Annotated in this window: 16 protein-coding genes; 13 read left to right on the plus strand and 3 right to left on the minus strand. The window is 51.2% G+C overall.

The genetic code is table 11. From position 1 onward, the window contains the following. Positions 1-148: 148 nt before the first annotated feature. The 10 genes from NST44_RS11700 to NST44_RS11745 all read left to right on the plus strand — a co-directional run bounded on the left by NST44_RS11700 (position 149) and on the right by NST44_RS11745 (position 12,700). Positions 149-1,105, plus strand: coding sequence for an ABC transporter permease (locus tag NST44_RS11700; protein ID WP_007127294.1), 957 nt, complete (start codon positions 149-151; stop codon positions 1,103-1,105). Positions 1,106-1,136: 31 nt separating this feature from the next. After that, complete coding sequence (locus tag NST44_RS11705) at positions 1,137-2,033, plus strand: carbohydrate ABC transporter permease (protein WP_007127295.1); 897 nt, start codon at positions 1,137-1,139, stop codon at positions 2,031-2,033. A 200-nt stretch (positions 2,034-2,233) separates the two neighbouring features. Next, positions 2,234-3,916 carry an extracellular solute-binding protein gene (locus NST44_RS11710; RefSeq protein ID WP_210094411.1) on the plus strand — a complete coding sequence of 561 codons (1,683 nt, stop codon included), beginning with the start codon at positions 2,234-2,236 and terminating at the stop codon, positions 3,914-3,916. Between the two features lie 76 nt (positions 3,917-3,992). After that, a complete protein-coding gene (locus tag NST44_RS11715) occupies positions 3,993-5,567 on the plus strand; it encodes a response regulator (RefSeq protein WP_340901435.1) in 1,575 nt (524 codons plus the stop codon). Between the two features lie 41 nt (positions 5,568-5,608). Beyond that, positions 5,609-7,396, plus strand: coding sequence for a cache domain-containing sensor histidine kinase (locus tag NST44_RS11720; protein WP_210094410.1), 1,788 nt, complete (start codon positions 5,609-5,611; stop codon positions 7,394-7,396). Between the two features lie 185 nt (positions 7,397-7,581). Further along, a complete protein-coding gene (gene aroF, locus NST44_RS11725; protein WP_210094409.1) occupies positions 7,582-8,637 on the plus strand; it encodes a 3-deoxy-7-phosphoheptulonate synthase in 1,056 nt (351 codons plus the stop codon). A gap of 329 nt (positions 8,638-8,966) precedes the next feature. Then, positions 8,967-10,391, plus strand: coding sequence for a type I glutamate--ammonia ligase (gene glnA / locus NST44_RS11730; RefSeq protein WP_210094408.1), 1,425 nt, complete (start codon positions 8,967-8,969; stop codon positions 10,389-10,391). Between the two features lie 181 nt (positions 10,392-10,572). Then, positions 10,573-11,658: a 3-phosphoserine/phosphohydroxythreonine transaminase gene (gene serC, locus NST44_RS11735; protein WP_213613697.1), complete on the plus strand. Its 1,086-nt coding sequence runs from the start codon at positions 10,573-10,575 to the stop codon at positions 11,656-11,658. A gap of 135 nt (positions 11,659-11,793) precedes the next feature. Further along, entirely contained in the window at positions 11,794-12,258 is a 465-nt protein-coding gene (gene trmL / locus NST44_RS11740; RefSeq protein WP_210094406.1) for a tRNA (uridine(34)/cytosine(34)/5-carboxymethylaminomethyluridine(34)-2'-O)-methyltransferase TrmL, read from the plus strand. A gap of 187 nt (positions 12,259-12,445) precedes the next feature. Beyond that, a complete protein-coding gene (locus tag NST44_RS11745; protein ID WP_007127303.1) occupies positions 12,446-12,700 on the plus strand; it encodes an AbrB/MazE/SpoVT family DNA-binding domain-containing protein in 255 nt (84 codons plus the stop codon). A 295-nt stretch (positions 12,701-12,995) separates the two neighbouring features. Here NST44_RS11745 and NST44_RS11750 read toward each other — a convergent pair whose 3' ends face one another. Next, positions 12,996-14,081 carry a phosphodiester glycosidase family protein gene (locus NST44_RS11750; RefSeq protein ID WP_007127305.1) on the minus strand — a complete coding sequence of 362 codons (1,086 nt, stop codon included), beginning with the start codon at positions 14,079-14,081 and terminating at the stop codon, positions 12,996-12,998. Next, on the minus strand, positions 14,078-14,491 hold the full coding sequence (locus tag NST44_RS11755) for a hypothetical protein (RefSeq protein WP_007127306.1): 414 nt from the start codon (positions 14,489-14,491) through the stop codon (positions 14,078-14,080). The genes NST44_RS11750 and NST44_RS11755 overlap by 4 nt, the downstream gene beginning before the upstream one ends. Positions 14,492-14,855: 364 nt before the next feature. Here NST44_RS11755 and NST44_RS11760 point away from each other — a divergent pair, with 364 nt between their 5' ends. Together NST44_RS11760 and NST44_RS11765 are read left to right on the plus strand one after the other, a co-directional pair. Further along, positions 14,856-15,512, plus strand: coding sequence for a response regulator transcription factor (locus NST44_RS11760; RefSeq protein ID WP_028403806.1), 657 nt, complete (start codon positions 14,856-14,858; stop codon positions 15,510-15,512). 112 nt (positions 15,513-15,624) lie between these two features. Further along, complete coding sequence (locus NST44_RS11765) at positions 15,625-16,845, plus strand: aminotransferase-like domain-containing protein (protein ID WP_210094405.1); 1,221 nt, start codon at positions 15,625-15,627, stop codon at positions 16,843-16,845. A 373-nt stretch (positions 16,846-17,218) separates the two neighbouring features. Here the strand turns inward: NST44_RS11765 and NST44_RS11770 are convergent, their stop codons facing one another. Then, positions 17,219-18,043, minus strand: a complete 825-nt coding sequence (locus NST44_RS11770; RefSeq protein WP_007127309.1) for a DUF2161 family putative PD-(D/E)XK-type phosphodiesterase — start codon at positions 18,041-18,043, stop codon at positions 17,219-17,221. A 265-nt stretch (positions 18,044-18,308) separates the two neighbouring features. On the opposite strand from NST44_RS11770, the gene NST44_RS11775 reads away from it, so the two are divergent. Continuing rightward, positions 18,309-20,204, plus strand: a complete 1,896-nt coding sequence (locus tag NST44_RS11775) for a PrkA family serine protein kinase (protein WP_007127310.1) — start codon at positions 18,309-18,311, stop codon at positions 20,202-20,204. The last annotated feature ends 277 nt before the right edge of the window (positions 20,205-20,481 follow it).

Raw genomic sequence — 20,481 nt, forward strand, 5'->3', positions numbered from 1 at the left:
TCCTTTAAGGGCTCTTTTTTCATTTGGATACATTTCGATTGAATATTATCATTTTTCGTTGATCAGGCAAATATTCATGATCGCCTCTTTCAACTAGAATGATAGACATTAGAGATACTTCATGGCATAAACATACGGGGGGTTGGAGATGGCACAAATATCCGTTAAGCAGGAACCTGTTCCTAAACGGAAGAAAGACAATTTACTTGTTCGCTTTGCCAAACAGTGGGACATCCAGCTTATGGTGCTTCCCGCGCTCGCGCTGATTTTTATATTCAGCTATATCCCGATGTACGGGATTTTGATGGCGTTCCAGGACTACAACATTTTCAAAGGCATGGGCGACAGCCCTTGGGCGGGACTGAAGCATTTCCGGATGTTCTTTGAATCTCCTGAATTCATGAACGTCATGCGCAATACGATCGTCATCAGTTTGCTCAAATTTCTAATTGGCTTCCCGGCGCCGATCATCTTGGCGCTGATGCTGAACGAGGTCCGGCACATGTTCTTCAAACGCTTGGTGCAGACCGTCAGCTATCTGCCTCACTTCTTATCCTGGGTTATCGTATCAGGGTTCGTCATTTCCCTGTTGTCCACGGATAACGGGAGCGTAAATATTTTGCTGATGAAGCTGAACCTGATCGAAGAGCCGATCAACTTCCTGTCCTTGCCGGAATACTTCTGGACCATTCTTGTAACGACGGGAGTTTGGAAAGAAATCGGTTTCTCGTCGATCGTATATTTGGCAGCCGTAGCGGGAGTGGATCCGCATATGTACGAAGCGGCTGACATGGATGGAGCCAGCAAGTTCCGCCAGATTTTCACCATTACACTGCCTTCGATCATGCCGGTGGTTGTCATCTTCATGATTCTTGCGATCGGCAACCTGTTGACTGCCGGGTTTGAAGACATCTTGCTCTTGGCAAAGAACCCTGTGCTTAGAGAGGTGTCCGATGTTATTGATACATATGTTTACCGAATCGGTATCGAAAACTCCCGGTTCTCCTATGCAACGGCTGTAGGCTTGTTCAAAGCGGTAATCAGCGTGATGCTTCTGACGATCGCCAACCTGATTGCACGCAGATCGGGCAACAGTCTATGGTAAACGAACATTGTGATGAAGGGAGCGGGTAGATTTGGTACGATTAGGATTCGGTGACCGCGTCATGCAGGTTGTCATCTATATCTTGCTTGCATTGTTGGCTTTTGTGACCTTTTATCCGTTTTGGAACGGACTTGTCATATCATTGAATTCCGGTTCGGATACCGCCCTGGGCGGAGTGACTTTCTGGCCGAGAGATTTTACGCTGGAGAACTATGAAATCGTCTTCCAGGACAAACGGCTGCTGAACGGCTTCGGCATATCCGTAGCCCGGACCGTGGTCGGTACGATCAGCTCGATTTTGGTGACGTCGATCTTTGCTTACGGGATGACGAAGCGCGAGCTTATCGGACGCAAATATTACATGGTGATGTGCATCATTACCATGTACTTCGGGGGCGGCTTGATTCCGACGTTCATGCTCGTCCGCAGTCTGGGTCTGATGGATTCCTTCTGGGTGTTCATTATTCCGAGCTTGGTAAGCGTGTGGAACATGATCATATTCCGAACCTTCTTCCAAGGGCTTCCGAACGGGCTGGAGGAGTCTGCCAAGATTGACGGCGCAGGCAATTGGGGGATTTACTTCCGGATTATCCTGCCGCTGTCCGGTCCAGTTATCGCGACACTATCCCTGTTTACAGCCGTGGCGCACTGGAACGAGTGGTTCTTGCCGAGTATCTACATTACGAAGGAAGAGCTTCTGCCGATTCAGACGATTCTGCGTCAAATTCTGAATTCGAACATCATGTCCGAGCAGATGAGCCAGCTCGATTCCTCGTCGGCGGCAGCGCTGTCGAGAATGCAGAGCGTAACGACCAAATCGTTGTCCATGGCAACGATGATCGTGGCAACCTTGCCGATTATTATGGTGTATCCGTTTGTACAGAAGCACTTTGTAAAGGGTGTACTGGTAGGTTCATTGAAAGAGTAGAACCCGAGAGTCTTTGCAAATATTCAAAGAGCGGCTTTCAATCGGCAATATGCAGGGTGAAATGGTTTGGTTCATCTATCTATTGGACCTGGAAGCCGCTGGAATCGAATTTTGCATAATCCTGAGCATCTAAACATGTTGTTTGAAGCATTCGCTTTAGACATAAATATCAAGTGGAAATACGAAAGGGGAATTAGAGAATGAGGTTGAGAAAGAAATCTCTGACCACATCGATGACCGCTTTGCTGGCAGCAGCGCTGATGCTGTCGGCATGTGGCGGCGGCGGTGGCAACGGCGGGACGAAGACGTCCGATCCGGCTCCTAGCACGGGCGGCGATACAGGCACGCCGACAGAGCAAGCGTCCGACAGCAAGTACGTGCTGGGTGAGCAGCCGCTTGAGTTCAGCTTCTATGGTCATTACGATTGGTATACGATGCCTCCTTGGGGTGAGGACGACGCTTCCAAATGGATTAAAGAGAACAAAAAAGTCGATGTTAAAGCGATTAACTCCCAAGGCAACGCGCAGCAAAAATTCAATACGATGATCGCGTCCAAAGAGCTTCCGGACGTTATCTGGCTCGATCGCGGTCCTGACGTGGAGAAGCTCAGAGAGGCGGATATGCTCGTGCCTTTCGATGAGTATTTGGATAAATATCCGAATCTGAAGGAATGGCTCGGCGAAGCCGGGATCAATATGCTTCGTTCCGATGACGGGAAGCTGTATCAGTTCCCGAACTGGTATACGAGCCAGCCGAACGGCAACGCCGGTTACGTCGTGAACAAGAAGATTTACAAGGAGCTTGGAGAGCCGAAGCTCGAGACGACCGAAGATTTGGCGAATTACTTGGCGGCCGTCAAGGCGAAGTACGGCAATGAAGTCGTACCGTTCGAGCCGGGCATTGAAGGCCAAGGGATCGATGTATTGTACTCCGCATTCAAGGAAGATGCGCTGACTCGCTGGATCGCGATCCGCGGCGTGCCAAACGGCGACAAGCTGACCTCGATCTTCACCGATCCGACGTATCGCGAGTCGATGCAGTATGCGGCGAAGCTGTTCCGCGACAAGCTGATTTCGCAGGATGCCCTGACCCAAACGAACGACCAGGTTAAAGAAAAAGTAATGACGGGCCGTGTTGCAGTCTACGCTGCATCAAGCCCGACGGAAAATGCGATGAATGCTCATGCCGAGCTGGCCAAGAAAGATCCGAACGGCGGTTATTTCATGATCTGGCCGATTGCTAAGGAAGGTCTGGATAAGAACAAAATTTATCCGGGTACCTATACGCAGCTGGGATGGAACGTAAGCGTCATTACGAAAAGCGCGAAAGATCCGGAAGCCATCTTTGCTTTCCTGGATTGGTATACGGGTCCTGAAGGACAAAGCGTCCAAATGTGGGGCCCTCCAGGCGGATATTGGGACGGATTTGAAGAAGACGGAAAGACACCGAAGTTTACTGAGAAGTATATAACGGATGCAGAAGGTCTGGCTAAGCTTCAAGCAACAACAACGAATATCCAATGGAACGGTAATACCGTATTCGTCGACACCGCAAAAGCGAAGTACGAAAGCACACTGCCTGAAGAGCAGCGCAACTGGTCGACTCGCTGGCAGTACGAAATAACATGGAAAACGCAAGCGAACGCAACGGAATTCATTAACCTGGATCCGTCACCTGAAAGCGAAGAAGGAATTATTCGTCAACGTATCGAAGATATCTATACCGAAGCTAGAGCGAAGGCTCTGTTTGCGAAGGACGATGCCGAAGTGTTGGCCGTGCTGGATAAGGCAGAAGCCGATGCTCAAGCAGCAGGCTACGAGAAGCTTCTTGCTTTCAAAACCGAAAGATGGCAAGCAAACCTCGCCAAGATGAACGGCCAATAATACCATATGGAATACCGAAAGGGTATGCTGCGGATGCAGTATACCCTTATCGGAATTTTAGGGGGAGTAGATGCCCATGTATAAAGTGCTGCTGGCAGATGATGAAATACTGGACCTAGAAGGCATGAGGAGCTTTATTCCATGGGAAAGCCTCGGCATGGAGGTCGCGGCTGCGGTTAATAACGGATTTGCGGCATGGGAAGTGCTGGAGAAGGAGCCGGTGGATATTCTCGTCACCGATGTTCGAATGCCCAATATGACCGGGATCGAGCTGGCACAGAAGGCGCAGAAGATGAATGAAGAGCTGCAGGTTATTTTCGTGAGCGGTTACCAGGACTTTAGTTACGTTAAACAGGCAATCGCGCTCAAAGCATGTAATTATGTGCTGAAGCCGATGGAGGATGAGGAGCTTATCGAAGCGCTGACCAAGGTCAAGCAGGAGCTGGACCGCCTTCGCGAGCGGAAGGAGACGGAGCGTGCCTATCAACAGATGGTGCCGATCCTGAAAAACCAATACTTTCTTCAAATTTTGCAAAAGCCGTATGATGGAGCGATGCTGGAGATTATCGAACGGGAGTACAGACTGAATGAAATCGAATGGCCTGTCCGTGTAGCACTCTTGGAAATCGATGATGTCAGTACCTGGCGCAGCAGCTATGAGGAGAGGAAAAAGGGGACAGGGGTTAACGAGCAGTTCTTCGCGAAGCTGCACATGCTTCTGGAGCAGGCCGGATTCCGGCATGTATGCAAGGTTACGGACCAGCGAATGGCGGTGCTGCTGGACAGCAAGCACGATAAGCCGGATATACAGCTTCTCCTGGAGCAGCTGAAGGACGATTATGCCTTAACCGTAACGGTTGGCGAGGGCGGCGTTGCCAATCAGCTGGAGCAGCTGCACGCTTCTTATCTGACGGCGGTGGAAGCATTAGATTATAAGATGTTCCGCGGGAAGGGTCAGTGGATTCTTTATCACGAGGTTCCGACCGAGGATCGTGAGGACGCCAAAATTCTGGACATACGCCTCGATTCCTTGTTCACGGCGATGACCAATTACGATATTGTACGGATTCACGACGAGATCGAAGCGATTCAAGCATTGGCCTCAAACATCAGATCCAAATTTACAATCCGTAATTTGGCCATTTATATCATCATGAAGCTGGATGCACATCTTCACACGATGCATGAGGATCTGTTCCGCATGCTTGGGATTGATCTGAAAAATTTGGATATCCTTATGCAGTTTGAGACGATGAATGATATTTTCGCTTGGCTCCGGATGAAAGTGTTTGAAATTTCGGAGCAGCTCAACTTCCGGCAGCATTCCAGGAACGGCCGGCTGGTTGAGGATATCATCAGCAATATCCGCGAACGAATGCATGAAAATATTACTTTACGCGATATGGCGAACCGATTTTCGTTTTCACCGAACTATTTAGGGGTTCTCTTCAAAGAAGAAACCGGATACAATTTTAGCGATTATGTCATCAAGCTTCGTATGGAACGGGCGAAAGAGCTGCTGGTTACGACAAAGCTTAAAATATATGAAATTGCATCCCAGACCGGCTATCAGTATCTGCCCTATTTCAGTCGGCAATTCAAAGAAATGTACGGGATGACGCCGCTGGAATATCGGCGCAAGCACGCATAGCCTTCCATACTATACCGTAGATAATGAGGTCGTGATTGGTCATGACGGGGAAATTCGAACGAATCCGGGTCAAGGTGCCCTTCGGCTATAAATTAATGATATCTTATTGCGTGTTCATCATTATTCCCGTGCTGCTGGTCGGGAACATCGCCACCCAGATCTTTGTTACGTCCATCCGGGAACAGACGCACAATAACATACAAGGCACGCTTCATCAAATGAATAATAACATTACGTACAAGATCGAGGATATCGTGCGGATTTCGGATATGCTGTATTTCGATACCTTATTCAACAATCGCCTTCGTTACACGGAGAGCCAGTGGGTCAGTTACGATACCATGGTCAAGGTTTTGATTCCCAAGCTGGAGACGGCCATCAGCACGGCCAATCGAAAAATATGGATGTCGATCTATTTAAAGAATAACGACCTCGGAGAAGTGTATGATAATTATTCGAATTCCGATCCGCTTGATGCGGATAAACGGCTGTTCGATATTTATCGATATGACCGCCTGGTTGACAAAACCTGGTACAAGCTTTATCCGCCGGAAGAAGAATACGGAACGACGCTGCAATGGAAACAGATCGAGTATGATGCTGCCCAGGGCCGCATCTCGCTCCTTCGCCGTTTGATCGACATCACCACGATCAAGCTGCAGGAAATCGGATTTATGCGGATCAACGTCAGCCTGGATTATTTGTTCGAGAGTATGGACTATAAAAAAATCGGTGAAGGAACGGCCCTCTATTTATCCGACTCGCAGGGGCGAATCATCCTTTCCTCGGGCGGTGTGAAGACGACCGTCTTCAGGGAGAAGGAGCTCCGCAATAACGGCGACTTGCTCATCCGGGAACCGATTCCTCAGCTTGGCTGGGAATTGATCGCTGTTGTCCCCGCGCCAATCGTCGAGAAGGATACAGTCAAGATTCGCAACCTGACGCTGTTGATCTGCCTCGTCTGCATCGTGGTGTTCTTCGTGGTGAGCCTGATCGTCTCGAGGTATTTTAGCCTCCGCGTGTCTAAAATCGTCTCAGTTCTGGATTCGTTCCAGGAAGGGGAATTCCATAAGCGGGCCCATTTCAAAGGCAATGATGAATTCTCGCATATCTCATCCGCGCTCAATGAGATGGGCAGCAACATCGGCAGACTGATCAACGAGGTGTACCTGGCCGATCTGCAGAAGAAGGAAGCGGAGCTGGAATCGCTGCATGCGCAGATCAATCCGCATTTTCTGTACAATACATTATCCTCCATCAGCCGTCTGGCCCGCTTTGGCATGCTGGATAAGCTGCATCGGATGGTTCTGGATCTGGCCAAGTTTTACCGCCTGTCGCTCAATGACGGCCGAAACATTATTTCCGTCAAGAACGAATTGGAGCAAGCACAAGCCTATGTCGATATCCAGAAGATTAAATACGATGAACGAATGCAAGTCAGCTATGACGTAGAGCCGGAAGTCGTCCGGTACGAGACGGTGAAGCTAATTCTTCAGCCGTTCATTGAAAATGTGCTCGAGCATGCCTGGACCGGGGACTCCATTCATATCCGCATCACGGCCAGGGTGCTTCAGAATGTGCTGGAATTCCGGGTTATCGATAACGGGGTTGGTTTCCCTCCTGACCGAAGGCTGGATAACACCGGGGCTCAGAATCTGACGAACGCTGGCTACGGGATCCGTAACGTGGATCAGCGAATCAAGCTGCACTACGGCAGTCAATACGGGGTTACCTTGTTCAGCCGGGCTGGGATCGGAACCACGGTAAGAATCGTTATCCCGCTGGTTAAGCGTAAAGTGTCGGAGGGACGCGACAAACCGATTCCGTAAGTACACCAACAGCTCCCCTTTTCAAAAGGTCCAGGATTTGGGCTTGACGGAAAGGGGCATTTTTTGTATAGTTACTTTAATAGATAAAAGCATAAAAGCTTAAAAGCGAACAAGCGCTTAAGCGTGAAAGTCTATAGTGGAATCAGGAATAATTACTGAGCATATTGAGGAAAGAAGGGCTAAGCATGATCGTAATAACTTCGAATCAAACACCGGAAGAGCAGATTAAGCATATTGTAGGCGAGATTGAGAAGGAGGGGCTGCAAGCCCATGTATCGCGCGGTGCGGACCGAACGGTGATCGGGCTGATCGGCAGCGTCAATCCGAAGCTTGCCGAGCATCTGCGTCAAATGAAAGGCGTAGAGAACGTCATTAAAATCTCTAAATCTTATAAGCTTGCAAGCCGTGATTTCCATCCTGACGACACGGTCATCGATATTAAAGGAACGAAAATCGGCGGCGGCAATCTGGTTGTCATGGGCGGTCCTTGTGCCGTGGAGTCCGCGGAGCAGATCGACGAGATTGCAAGGCTGGTTAAGGCGGCCGGCGGACAGGTGCTTCGCGGGGGTGCTTTCAAGCCGCGAACAGGACCATACAGCTTCCAGGGGATCGGCGTCGAAGGGCTGATCATGATGGCTGAAGCCGGGCAAAAGCATGGCCTCCTGACGATTACGGAGGTTATGACACCGGAGTACGTTGATATTTGCGCGGAATACGCGGATATTCTTCAAGTTGGAACACGGAATATGCAGAATTTCGATTTGCTGCGCAAGCTGGGCACTTGCGGAAAGCCGGTGCTGCTTAAGCGGGGATTTAGCGCAACTTACGATGAATTTTTAAATGCGGCGGAATACATTCTTGCCGGGGGGAACCCGGATGTAATGCTCTGTGAGCGGGGAATCCGAACATTCGAGACCTATACCCGGAATACATTGGATTTATCTGCCATCCCTGTATTGCAGCAGCTCAGTCACCTTCCGGTCATCTCGGACCCAAGCCATGGAACAGGCCGCCGGGAGTTGGTTGAACCGATGTCGAAGGCTTCCGTAGCCGCAGGCGCGGACGGACTTATTATTGAAATGCATACCGACCCGGATAATTCGATGACAGGAGATGGCGTACAGTCCCTGTTCCCGGATCAGTTTGCCGCTTTGCTCAAGGATCTGGAGCAGCTGGCTCCGCTCGTGGGCAAAAGCTTTAATACTTCCAAGGCTCCGGCATCCGATTTTGCCCGCGTATAATACGCTTCGTACCTGATCGCAATGTCGATGCGATGCCGGGAGAAGCAGCCGGGAAACCGCGGGAGAAGTTATGAATAGCGGATATGGATAGGCAGAGTCACAGCATAGCTATGAAGACACTTGCACGTTATTTGCAGGTGTCTTTTTCATGCTGTTTTACTTTAATTGGTTTCATATGTCAATTTATATGACATGGTTTTTAAAAATACCTTACATAGCTATTGACGTGAGGTTATCTGCCAGCATATAATGACGAAAAGAAAACGAAGAATATAGGAACATTGTTAAGCTGTTTTAATCTTAATGTTCGGAAATTGGGAGGAAGAGACATGTCGGTAGAGAAATTATTGCATACAATTCAAGAGAATAACATTGAGTGGGTCGATTTTCGTTTTGTAGACTTGTCGGGACGGGCGCATCACATTTCCCTGCCAGCTTCAGAAGTAGATGCTGAGACGTTTGTGAACGGGGTAGCCTTTGACGGATCTTCTATCCCAGGCTTCCGCGGCATTGAGGAATCGGATATGGTGATGATGCCGGATCCAAATTCCTACTATATCGACCCGTTTACAGCACATCCTACCATCAATATTATGAGCAACATCTATACGCCGGAAGGTGAAGCATATGAGCGTGATCCGCGCGGCATTGCGACACGTGCGGAAGAATATCTGCAGCAGTCCGGTGTAGGTACGGCAGCGTACTTCGCGCCTGAATCCGAGTTCTTCCTGTTTGACGATGTCCGCTATGAAAGCACGATGAACAGCTCCAGCTACTTCGTGGATTCCGAGGAAGCTAACTGGAATACGAACCGTAAAGAAGAAGGCGGCAACCTCGGCTTTAAAGTCGGCGTAAAGGGCGGTTATGTACCGGTGGCGCCGGTGGATACGCAGCAGGATATCCGCAGTGAAATGTGCAGATTGCTGAATGAAGCAGGACTTCGCGTGGAGCGTCATCACCATGAGGTGGCGACGGCAGGGCAAGCGGAAATCAACTTCCGTTTCGATACCTTGAAGAAAACAGCAGACAATCTGTTGATCTATAAATACATCGTTCATAACACGGCTCGTCAATACGGCAAAACGGCAACCTTCATGCCGAAGCCGCTGTTCGGGGACAACGGAAGCGGGATGCACGTTCACCAATCCATTTTCAATGGCGATACTCCGTTGTTCTACGAGAAAGGCGCGTATGCTAACCTGAGCGAAACTGCGCTTCATTACATCGGCGGTATTCTGTACCATGCTCCGGCACTGATCGCCCTGACGAACCCAAGCACCAACTCCTTTAAACGTCTGGTTCCAGGTTACGAAGCACCGGTCAACCTCGTGTTCTCCAAAGGCAACCGTTCCGCGGCCGTTCGGATTCCGGTTGCCGCAGTAACCCCTAAAGGCTGCCGGATCGAGTTCCGTACGCCGGACTCTACGGCGAACCCTTACCTGGCATTCGCGGCAATGCTGATGGCAGGTCTGGACGGAATCAAGCGTAAAATCGATCCAACGGCTCTTGGATACGGGCCATTCGATAAGAACATCTACGAGCTGTCCGATGCCGAGAAGAAGGAAATCCGCAGTGTACCGGGTTCTCTGGACGAAGCGCTGGATGCACTTCAGGCAGATTATGAGTTTTTGACCGAAGGCGGCGTATTTACGAAAGACTTCCTCGATAACTTCATCGATTTCAAGCGTGCCGAGGCCAAAGCCGTTAACATCCGCGTTCATCCGCACGAGTACTCCCTGTACTACGATCTGTAAGAGATCAGCTTCATTTAGCGCCGAGGGCTTATAATTAAGCCCTTGGCGCTTTTTAGGTAGTCACCGGGAGCGGCAAAAAAATTGTGAATAATTACACTTGAAGGACCATCAGATTGTTGCTATGATTAGCGTTAAATCAATAAAGCGATAAAGGGAACACAGAGAAAGGGTGGAGAGTCAATTGAGCAAGAGAGCCTTCAATTTTAATGCAGGACCTGCCGCATTGCCGCTGGAAGTGCTGGAGCGCGCGCAAGCGGAATTCGTCGATTACCGCAATACCGGCATGTCGATCATGGAAATGTCCCACCGTGGTGCCGTTTATGAAGCTGTACATAATGAAGCGCAGGAACGCCTGCTGTCACTGCTGGGGAATCCGTCCGGTTATAAGGTGCTGTTCATTCAGGGCGGTGCGAGCACGCAGTTTGCAATGATTCCGATGAATTTTTTGGGACAGGGCCAGGCCGCCAATTACGTCATGACGGGAAGCTGGGCCGACAAGGCGCTCAAGGAAGCGAAGCTGATCGGGGAGACGCATGTTGCCGCCTCTTCCGAAGAGAGCAAATACATGTCCCTGCCGAAGCTTGCGGACATCCAATTGTCCGACAATGCCGCTTACCTGCATCTGACCTCCAATGAGACGATCGAGGGCACGCAGTTCAAGGACTTCCCGGATACCGGCGCAGTGCCGCTGATCTGCGATATGTCCAGCGACATTCTCAGCCGTCCTTTTGACCTGAGACGATTCGGCATGGTCTATGCGGGCGCGCAGAAGAATCTGGGACCGTCCGGGGTGGCCGTTGTGATCGTTCGAGAGGACCTGATTACGGACTCTCCGAAGCATCTGCCGACGATGCTAAGATATAACACGTATCTGAAAAACAACTCCCTGTACAATACGCCGCCGTCCTTCGGCATTTACATGATTAACGAGGTTCTGAAATGGATCGAAGAGAAGGGCGGGCTTGCAGGGGTTCAGGATATGAACCGCAAGAAGGCCGCGCTCATTTATGATGCCATCGACAACAGCGGCGGATTTTACCGCGGCTGCGTGAATCCGGACAGCCGCTCCGATATGAACATTACGTTCCGCCTGGAAACCGAGGAGCTGGAGAAGGAATTCGTGAAGGCTTCCGAGAAAGAAGGCTTTGTGGGACTTAAGGGGCACCGGAGCGTAGGCGGCTTGCGGGCATCCGTATACAATGCGGTTCCTTACGAGAGCTGCAAAGCGCTTGTGGACTTTATGGAGCACTTTAAGAACAACCGCTAATGTGATATAAATCCAACAACAGACCTAAACCCTTCCCTGATAAACAGCGGAAGGGTTTTTCTGGAATCAGCCTGAAAAGTCCGGCGGATCGGTTATAATAGAAGAAAACGTTAAAGAAAAGGTGGACAATACAACATGGCACTGCATATCGTACTCGTTGAACCCGAAATTCCAGCCAATACGGGCAATATTGCCAGAACCTGTGCGGCTACGGGCACACATCTGCATCTGGTTCGACCGCTCGGCTTTAATACCGATGACAAGACCTTAAAGCGGGCTGGCCTGGATTATTGGTATGCCGTACATATTGAATATCATGACTCCTTCGAGGAGCTGAAGGCGAAATATCCGGACGGGCGCTATTTCTATGCTACGACGAAAGCCAAGAAGCGGTATATGGACATTCAATTTCAGGATGAGGATTTTCTTGTATTCGGGAAAGAGACGAAGGGGCTGCCGCCCGAGCTGCTGGCTGCCAATCCGGAGTCCTGCATCCGGATGCCGATGACAGACAAGGTCCGCTCCCTTAATTTATCCAATTCGGCGGCCATTATCGTTTATGAGGCTTTGCGCCAATTGGATTTTCCAGGGATGGAATGAGTCGTGCTGACGCTTAAATCATTCGGAAAAACCATCCAGTATACCTATAAGATATCGAAAAAACTAATAAATTCTTAAAACCAGCAGGATTCGACAGCTTTTTATCGAACTATACTACTAGGCCCTTATTATCAGTTTGAGAATTCCAGAAATCACTTGTTGAAGATGAAAGAGGTGTACAATTGTTATGAAACCTGCTGGTGTAGTTCGAAAGGTCGATCAGCTGGGGAGAATCGTTCTTCCAAAGTCTCTGCGTAAGAGATATCAGATGAACGAGGGCGATCCCGTAGAAATTCTTGTGCAGGGGGACCACATTATTCTGGAGCGTTACCGTCCCAAATGCGTCTTTTGCGGCTCGATGGACGGCGTAAGCGAGTTTAAGGAGCGTTATATCTGCACACAATGCATGTCGGAGATGCAGCAGCTTCCGAGACATGCTTGATTCCTAATATAAAGGTTCTATCGTCTCATTTGATAAGCATCGCGGACAGCGGTGCTTTTTTTTATCGCAAAAAAGTAAAAGACCCCCTCATAAGAAGAGGGAGTCATGCCTTACAGGCCTTTGGTTTTGTCATCATTGTAGGCTGCGGTCAAAATGCCGACCATATAAAGGGCAAATACGATCATGACGATCCAAAAGGTTAATGAGAAAGACATTACGGCCACCTCCTGCTAAGCTAATCTATATTATAACCATCTTAGCCGAAAAAATAAATGATAATATGAAAACTGCCCCTTTATTTGAAAAACAGGAAGTGTGTCGGCACCGGACGGAGTTGTCCGTCCGAGGGCTTGTTCACAACCCGTCCGTTCAGGACGAGGGAGGAGGAGCCGCCCCCATCCAAGTTATATGCGTCGATCACGCCAAGTTTAAGAAGCTTGTTCTGCAGCTCCTGCAGCGTAGCACCCGACTTGCCGTTCTCATCATATCCTTCCGTGACGAGAATCAGCAGCTGATCGTCCTTATAATTGCCGATGACGGTGCGCGGAGCACGTGCAGGCGTGCTTCTCCACTTCTCGGGAATGGTCGTCTTTCTTCCGTTCTGCAGCAGCACCGGCACAAAGGTGGCTCCGAATTTCGGGCTTAGACGGTCAAGCTGCTGTTGACTGTAAAATTTGCCGCCGATCAGTTTTCCGGAGGTGCTCATTCCGACGAAGGCCAGATCCTTAAAGCTAGGCTGAAATCCGGATACATAGTGGCCCTCGTAAAACGTCGTGCCGAGCGGGAAGCGGCCCTTGTTCCCATCGGCGTATCCGCCGGCATTAATGCCGGCTACGGCCCCGTGCCGGCTGACGGCCCGCATCGTCGTTTCCACCGTTCCGGGCTTGCCGCTTTCGCTGCCCAGGGACATGCTCATCGCGGAAGGGTCCTTCAGCTTGACCTTCATCGCATAGCCATGGTAGGGGCCGGGATTGACTTTATACAATTCAATCCGGATCCGGTCGCTGTGAACCGTCTCGATGGGGGCTCCCAGCTTTGAGGTGATTCTCCGGTTATAGATTTGCTCGGGCTTTGCGGCCTGCGTCTTGGCTTTTCCCAGAAGGGATCCTACCTTGGCGGTCGTCTGTTGATAGAGAACGGCCGTCTTTTCAATGGAGGATACGGTTTGTTTGGCAGCTGCGGCCGCTTGGCCGAGATCGCTCCTGATCTTCGCCGACTGCTCGGAGATATGGCTGTCGGCTATGTACTCCGAAGAGTGCAGCGTGATGCGCGGCGGCTGGGTTAATAGCCACATGCACAGCAGCATGCCGATGAAAGGCGCGATGGCAAGCATAAATAAACGGTTTACCTGCTTTGGTCGGATATATTTGAGCTTGCTCACTTTAAGAGCTCCATTTTGCGTTCCAGTTCTTTGAGCTGTTTCTCGACCTCGCTAAGCTGGCTGTACAGCTTGTTGCTGTTGTCGGTTTTGCCGCTGGCCTGATCTTTGGTGAAGGTCAGCAGCTCGTTGAAGGATTGAACCTGACTCTGCATTTCGTCCAATTCCTGTACCAGCTCATTGAAACGCTGATCGTATTCCGATTTGAACGAAGCCATCTGCCTATTGGTATCCTCCTGGAGCTGGATAACGACCTGTTCCTTCAAATGGTTACTGTATAAATAGGCTGCGGTAGTGCCCAGCCCAATCAGTACAATCCAAAATACCCAGAACCATCTGGCCGAAGGTCCTTTGCGCTGCATTTCCTCACGGGACTCATAGGGGGTATTGTTTTCTGATTCCAACACCGGCATTTCATCACCCCTCAAAATCTATCATTTTTTCCAGATATCTATTCTATCATGTCAGAAATACTTTCGCAAAGACGAACAAAAGGCACTTGTTTTATGAAAAAAGATTGCTTAGAAAGTTAGAGTGGGATACAATCTGTATAGATTTGTTTATCAAGTAGGATACATATAAGACATTCGCCATGCTTATTTTGACTTCTCTGCGTCTTCAGGATTAAGTTCGCCACGGATCTGCATGTGATTCACAGTTCGAAATGTCGATCCATGCCGTAAACAACGTAAATTCGCATGTCGGATGTATGCTTCGTGATGATGCCGCTTACTTAGAAATAGAGATATCAAGACGAAACAGGAGGTCTATCGGAATATGAATCAGGTTTGGCGGGTAGTTATCGTCGGCAGTCAACCTACAAGCATGCTGGGAACGAAATTGATATTGGAGGAGGAGCGGGACCTGACCGTCCTGGGGATGACCTCTTCCGGTACGGAAGGGGTGAGGATGGTCGCTGAGCTGTTACCCGAACTGGTCTTATTGGATTACCAACTTCAGGACCAGACCTCGGAAGCGATCCTGGAACAGATGAAGCAGTTGTCCCCGAACACCCATGTGGTGGTCATGACCGACAACGACGGCCTTCCGCTGCTTCAGTCCTTGGTTAACCGGGGAGCGAGCGGGCTTTTGTCCAAGCAGGCCTCGACCTTTCAGCTCATCCATATGATCGCCGGTCTTCGGGAGGGGGTAGCTTCTCTTCCGCTGGAATGGGTAAAACAGGGGATATGGCCGCTGACGGCCTCGGCGATGAACGAAGGCGGGCTGCAGCTTTCTGAGACGGAGGCCTTTATCATGGAACGGATCGTGCAGGGCATTACATACGATAAGATCGCATCTGAAATTCAGGTCAGCCGGCGCTCCATCGACAACTACCTCCGGAAAATTTATGTCAAGCTTGGCGTATCGACCCGGGCGCAGGCCATTGAGAAGTATGCGCTGTATACCCGTCAAGGAAGGCAAATATATGCTTAAAATTTTACATAAGGTATAATATATAGATATCGGGAATATTTTTTAGAGGTTGTAAAGAGGCTCCCTGAATATAAAACCGAGGTTTCCATAAACGGTTAGAGGAGGGATTTCCATGCAGTATTCCTTTGCTTCCCGTGCACAGACCCTGTTGTCATCCCCGCTGCGCAATATCCGTGAGCTTGCGAAGCGGGATTCTTTTATTTCCTTGGCAGAGGAGCTGCCGGCTGAGGAATTATTCCCTATGCATTCGCTGGCCGAGGCCGCTACCTCTGTACTAACCGCCGATCCGGAAGCCTTGCAGTACGGGGAAGCGGAAGGCTATCGCCCGCTGCGTGAGTGGCTGAGCCGGGATCTTGCCAAGCGCAAAGGACTGAGTGTCCAGCCCGGGAATATACTGCTGACAACGGGTACACAGCAGGCCATTGATTTGCTGGTCAGGGTGTACGTCGAGCCGGGCGACGCGGTTCTCGTGGAGAATCCGACGTCACCCGGTCTGCTGCAGGTGCTCCGCCTCCAAGGGGCTGAAATCGTGCCGGTTCCGGGAGATAGCAGCGGCATGCTCCCGGACCGGCTGGCGCCGCTGATTCGCAAGCACAGGCCAAAGCTGCTCATGGCAGCGCCGAATTTCACGAATCCGACAGGTGTCATGTGGAGCCTGGAACGGCGAGCACAGGTGCTGGAGCTGTGCGTGCAGCACGGGCTTCTCATCGTAGAGGATGATTCGTACGGGGATTTGTATTTCGGAGCAGCCGGCGGGCCGGATCGGAAGCAGCGGCTTCCATCCCTGTTTTCTCTGGAGGAGAAGCAGGGAGCGCATGTGCTTTATGTCGGCTCGTTCAGCAAAACGGTAGCTCCGGCGCTCCGCACGGGCTGGGCGGCAGGCAGCCCGCAGGTCATTGAGATGATGACGGCGGTGAAGCAGATGGCGGATTGGCAATCCAGCATGCTGAATCAGCGGATGCTCCATCATCTGCTGGAATCGAATCACTTTAAGCTCGAGGACCATATCGAGATGCTGAACAGAGAGTACGCCACGAGGCTTAAGCTCATGGTGGAGCTGCTGAAGCGGAGCGCCTGGAAGGATGCTAAATACGAGGTCCCTCCCGGCGGCATGTTTCTGTGGGTGGAGCTCCCTCCCGGCTTGAATGGCGATGCTCTTCTGCGGGCTGCATTAATGAAGGGGGCTGCTTTCCTCCCGGGATCGATGTGTTCGGCAGGAGGGGAGAATGCCGAATGCATCCGGCTGAACTTTACCCATCCCGGCCGCGATGAGCTGCTGCTGGGCATGAACCTGATCAGTGAAGCCGTCATGGAATTTACCGCGCGGAATTAACCGTAGCGTGCTCAGAATCCAGTTTGCACAGCGGATATAAGCTTGCTGGGATCCAGTATGAACAGCGGAATTAAGCGGGCTCAGGATCCAGCATGTACAGCGGAATTAAGCGGGGTTAAGATACAAAGACAGCTGCAAGTTACAGCTACAGCCACGAGTTACATCTACAGTAAGATACACGATGAACACAGGCTGCCGATTCAACCAGCGTTTGGTTGGAGCGGCAGCTTTTTTGGGTTCCCAAAACGCCAGTTTTATCTTTATATGGCTTGACTCTGCGGACCAGCCTTGATCCATTGGAATCATCTGTTCTACTCAAATTGGTAACGCGATCCTCTCGGCGCACGGTATAATGATGACTGCTGCACGATGATCAACGTAGACGCTCGGACGACAAGCCATTAAGTCCCGTCATACTAGCGGATTCGAGCACGTTGGCATAATCCGCGAGGGCTTGGAGACCGGCCGGGGTAAGGAGATATCGTCCCCGCCCGACCCGCCGGAACCAGCCGTAGTAATTGCGCTGCAGGATGGCTGCAGCCGAGCCAACGCCGCTCCGGTCACGCACAGCTGCGGGCGATATTCCCGGCAGGGGAGCGTCAGGATTGGCCTCGGCAGCGGCAGACGCCTCGCCGCTTTGCCGCAGCGTTTCCCGCTGCTCATTCTCCGCGCTGTATAGGGCAGCGGCGACGCGGAGCGTCTTCTCGCGATAAGCCGTTACCAGCTTGGCCCGGGTGACGCCGCCCGTGTTGTAGTCGCCGCTGCGTTCCCTGAATTCGTTCAGCAGCCGCTCCTTGCGCCTGATCGCCGTTCGTCCCCGGGTGACGGCGATCTCCGGCTCGCAGAGCACCTCCACAAACGGGGCCTTCGTCTTGTAGAAGGTGACCGTAATGAGCCCGAGGCCGAGCCGCCCGCATAATCCGGTCAGCTCGGACCAGCGCTGATTGACGGCCCCTTTCTTGGCCCGGCTCTTCTCTACGGCCAGGTACACATAAGGCGTCAGTTTCAGGCGTTCGAGCCCTTGGAGAAGCAGCGCCAGATTGAATGTTTTTTTCATCTCCACGATCAGGGGCTCGTCCGCTCCCTCCTTCATTCCGACCAGGTCGCAATTCCGAACCTCCCCCTTGACTTCATACCCATTTATTTCAAAAAAAGCCTTCAATGGAGCGTACAGCTCGGCTTCATGCTTGATCGCCATGATTGCCCTCCTTGATTATTGCATCTGCTCGAATGTTACGTTCATGTAAAATCAGTATAGCATGAGGACCGCATCGTGGCGTTCCCGATTGGGATAAGACGAGCGGCGCTCAGCAAAAAAGCTCCGGCTTGACTTCGAAAATAAGGTCAACTATTCCGGGCAAGGCGCATAGGTATGTAGTACACTTTTTCGAAATCGAATGTTTCAAATGACGCTGTGGAATGGAAGCCAATCCCCATAAACAGACTCATAGGAGGTAGCGAAAATGGATATTTTCGAACGCATAGCATCATATAGGGCAGAGAGCGACCGTTTGGCGTGGAGCGGCACATTCAGGGAATATATTGAATTATTAAAGAAGGATCCCTCTCCAGCCATGACGGCTCACGCCCGTGTGTATGACATGATCGAATCCTACGGGATCGAGGAGAGCGGCGGCCGGAAAAAATATAAGTTTTTCGAGCAGGAGATCTTTGGACTGGACCGGGCGATTGAGAAGCTGGTCGAGGAATACTTCCACTCCGCAGCCCGGCGGCTCGATGTCCGCAAGCGGATCCTGCTGCTGATGGGGCCGGTCAGCGGAGGAAAATCCACGATCGTTACGATGCTCAAGCGGGGGCTGGAGAAGTACTCCCGAACCGACAGCGGTGCGGTGTACGCCATTTCAGGCTGCCCGATGCAGGAGGAGCCTCTTCATTTGATCCCGCTGGAGCTGCGGCCGGAGATCGAGAAGGAGCTTGGCGTTCGCATCGAGGGGAACCTGTGCCCGGCCTGCCAGCTGCGGCTGAAGACCGAATACGGCGGCGATATTGAGAGCGTGAAGGTTGAACGGGTGCTCATCTCGGAAGAAGGCCGGGTGGGGATCGGGACATTCAGCCCTTCCGACCCGAAATCGCAGGACATTGCCGACCTGACCGGCAGCATTGATTTTTCTACCATCACGGAATACGGCTCCGAGTCGGATCCGCGGGCATACCGGTTCGACGGGGAGCTCAACAAGGCCAACCGGGGGCTGATGGAATTTCAGGAAATGCTCAAATGCGATGAGAAGTTCCTGTGGAATTTGCTGTCCCTGACGCAGGAGGGGAACTTCAAGGCCGGACGCTTTGCGCTGATTAGCGCCGATGAGCTGATTGTGGCCCATACGAACGAAGCGGAATACAAAGCCTTTATCGCCAATAAGAAGAACGAGGCGCTCCAATCCCGGATGATCGTCATGCCGATCCCGTATAACCTCAGGGTCAGCGATGAAGAGAAAATCTATGCCAAGCTGATCGGGCAGAGCGACATGAAGCATATCCATATTGCGCCGCATGCATTGCGTTCCGCCGCAATATTCTCCATATTGACCCGTTTGAAGGAGACAAAGAAACAGGGAATGGACTTGATCAAGAAAATGCGCATGTACGACGGCGAAGAAGTGGAGGGCTACAAGGAAGCCGATCTGAAAGAGATGCAGAGCGAATATTTAGAGGAAGGCATGTCCGGCGTGGATCCCCGGTATGTCATTAACCGGATCTCAAGCGCTCTTATTAAGCAGGATCTTCAGTGCATTAACGCGCTGGATATGCTGCGGGCGATTAAGGATGGGCTGGATCAGCACGCTTCCATTACCAAGGAGGAGCGGGAACGGTATTTGAACTTTATTGCAGCTGCGCGCAAAGAGTATGATGAGCTGGCCAAGAAGGAAGTGCAGAAGGCGTTTGTCTATTCCTTTGAAGAGTCGGCCAAGACGCTGTTCGAGAACTATCTTGATAATATTGAGGCATTCTGCAACTGGACCAAGATCCGCGATCCGCTGACCGACGAGGAGATGGATCCGGATGAAAGATTGATGCGTTCCATCGAGGAACAGATCGGGGTATCAGAGAATGCCAAGAAGGCCTTCCGCGAGGAAATCATGATTCGCATCTCGGCATATTCGCGCAAAGGGAAGAAGTTCGAGTACCATAATCATGAGCGCCTGCGCGAAGCGATCGAGAAGAAGCTGTTCGCAGATCTCAAAGACATCGTCAAAATCACCACCTCCACAAAAACGCCGGATGCGGTGCAGCTGAAACGCATTAACGAAGTCAGCTCCAGACTGATCGAGGAGCACGGCTACTGCCCGGTCTGCGCCAATGAGCTGCTGCGGTACGTAGGCAGTCTGCTGAACCGATAACTTTCGTCCTGAGAGCTGGCGTCATCCACCGTTCTTGCGGGAAGTGAGACTAAACGTCAGGAGCGGAAGGACTCGCAAAAAAATGAACCGGCGGGGGCATAGCCTGTTTTGGAGTCAGCCCGGTCAGCTGTTAGGGATTACGCAGAGGGAGAATGCTTGGGAGCGGTAATCCAAACGAAGGTTGAAGGCGAGCTGCGCTGGCGGTAAATGGTTACCGCCAGCGCAGCTTGTTTCTGTCTGCATGGGGGTATCGAAACTCGTCCGGTATGATCGCATT

It is taken from the genome of Paenibacillus sp. FSL W8-0919, assembly GCF_038003785.1.
In the GTDB taxonomy this organism is placed as follows: Bacteria; Bacillota; Bacilli; order Paenibacillales; family Paenibacillaceae; genus Paenibacillus_AQ; species Paenibacillus_AQ lactis.

Bases quoted from the DNA above. Each gene is read 5' to 3' on its own strand.
- NST44_RS11700 (WP_007127294.1), top strand. From the start codon at position 149: ATGGCACAAATATCCGTTAAGCAGGAACCTGTTCCTAAACGGAAGAAA.
- NST44_RS11710 (WP_210094411.1), top strand. From the start codon at position 2,234: ATGAGGTTGAGAAAGAAATCTCTGACCACATCGATGACCGCTTTGCTG.
- NST44_RS11715 (WP_340901435.1), top strand. From the start codon at position 3,993: ATGTATAAAGTGCTGCTGGCAGATGATGAAATACTGGACCTAGAAGGC.
- NST44_RS11720 (WP_210094410.1), top strand. From the start codon at position 5,609: ATGACGGGGAAATTCGAACGAATCCGGGTCAAGGTGCCCTTCGGCTAT.
- aroF (WP_210094409.1), top strand. From the start codon at position 7,582: ATGATCGTAATAACTTCGAATCAAACACCGGAAGAGCAGATTAAGCAT.
- glnA (WP_210094408.1), top strand. From the start codon at position 8,967: ATGTCGGTAGAGAAATTATTGCATACAATTCAAGAGAATAACATTGAG.
- trmL (WP_210094406.1), top strand. From the start codon at position 11,794: ATGGCACTGCATATCGTACTCGTTGAACCCGAAATTCCAGCCAATACG.
- NST44_RS11745 (WP_007127303.1), top strand. From the start codon at position 12,446: ATGAAACCTGCTGGTGTAGTTCGAAAGGTCGATCAGCTGGGGAGAATC.
- NST44_RS11755 (WP_007127306.1), bottom strand. From the start codon at position 14,491: ATGCCGGTGTTGGAATCAGAAAACAATACCCCCTATGAGTCCCGTGAG.
- NST44_RS11760 (WP_028403806.1), top strand. From the start codon at position 14,856: ATGAATCAGGTTTGGCGGGTAGTTATCGTCGGCAGTCAACCTACAAGC.
- NST44_RS11765 (WP_210094405.1), top strand. From the start codon at position 15,625: ATGCAGTATTCCTTTGCTTCCCGTGCACAGACCCTGTTGTCATCCCCG.
- NST44_RS11770 (WP_007127309.1), bottom strand. From the start codon at position 18,043: ATGGCGATCAAGCATGAAGCCGAGCTGTACGCTCCATTGAAGGCTTTT.
- NST44_RS11775 (WP_007127310.1), top strand. From the start codon at position 18,309: ATGGATATTTTCGAACGCATAGCATCATATAGGGCAGAGAGCGACCGT.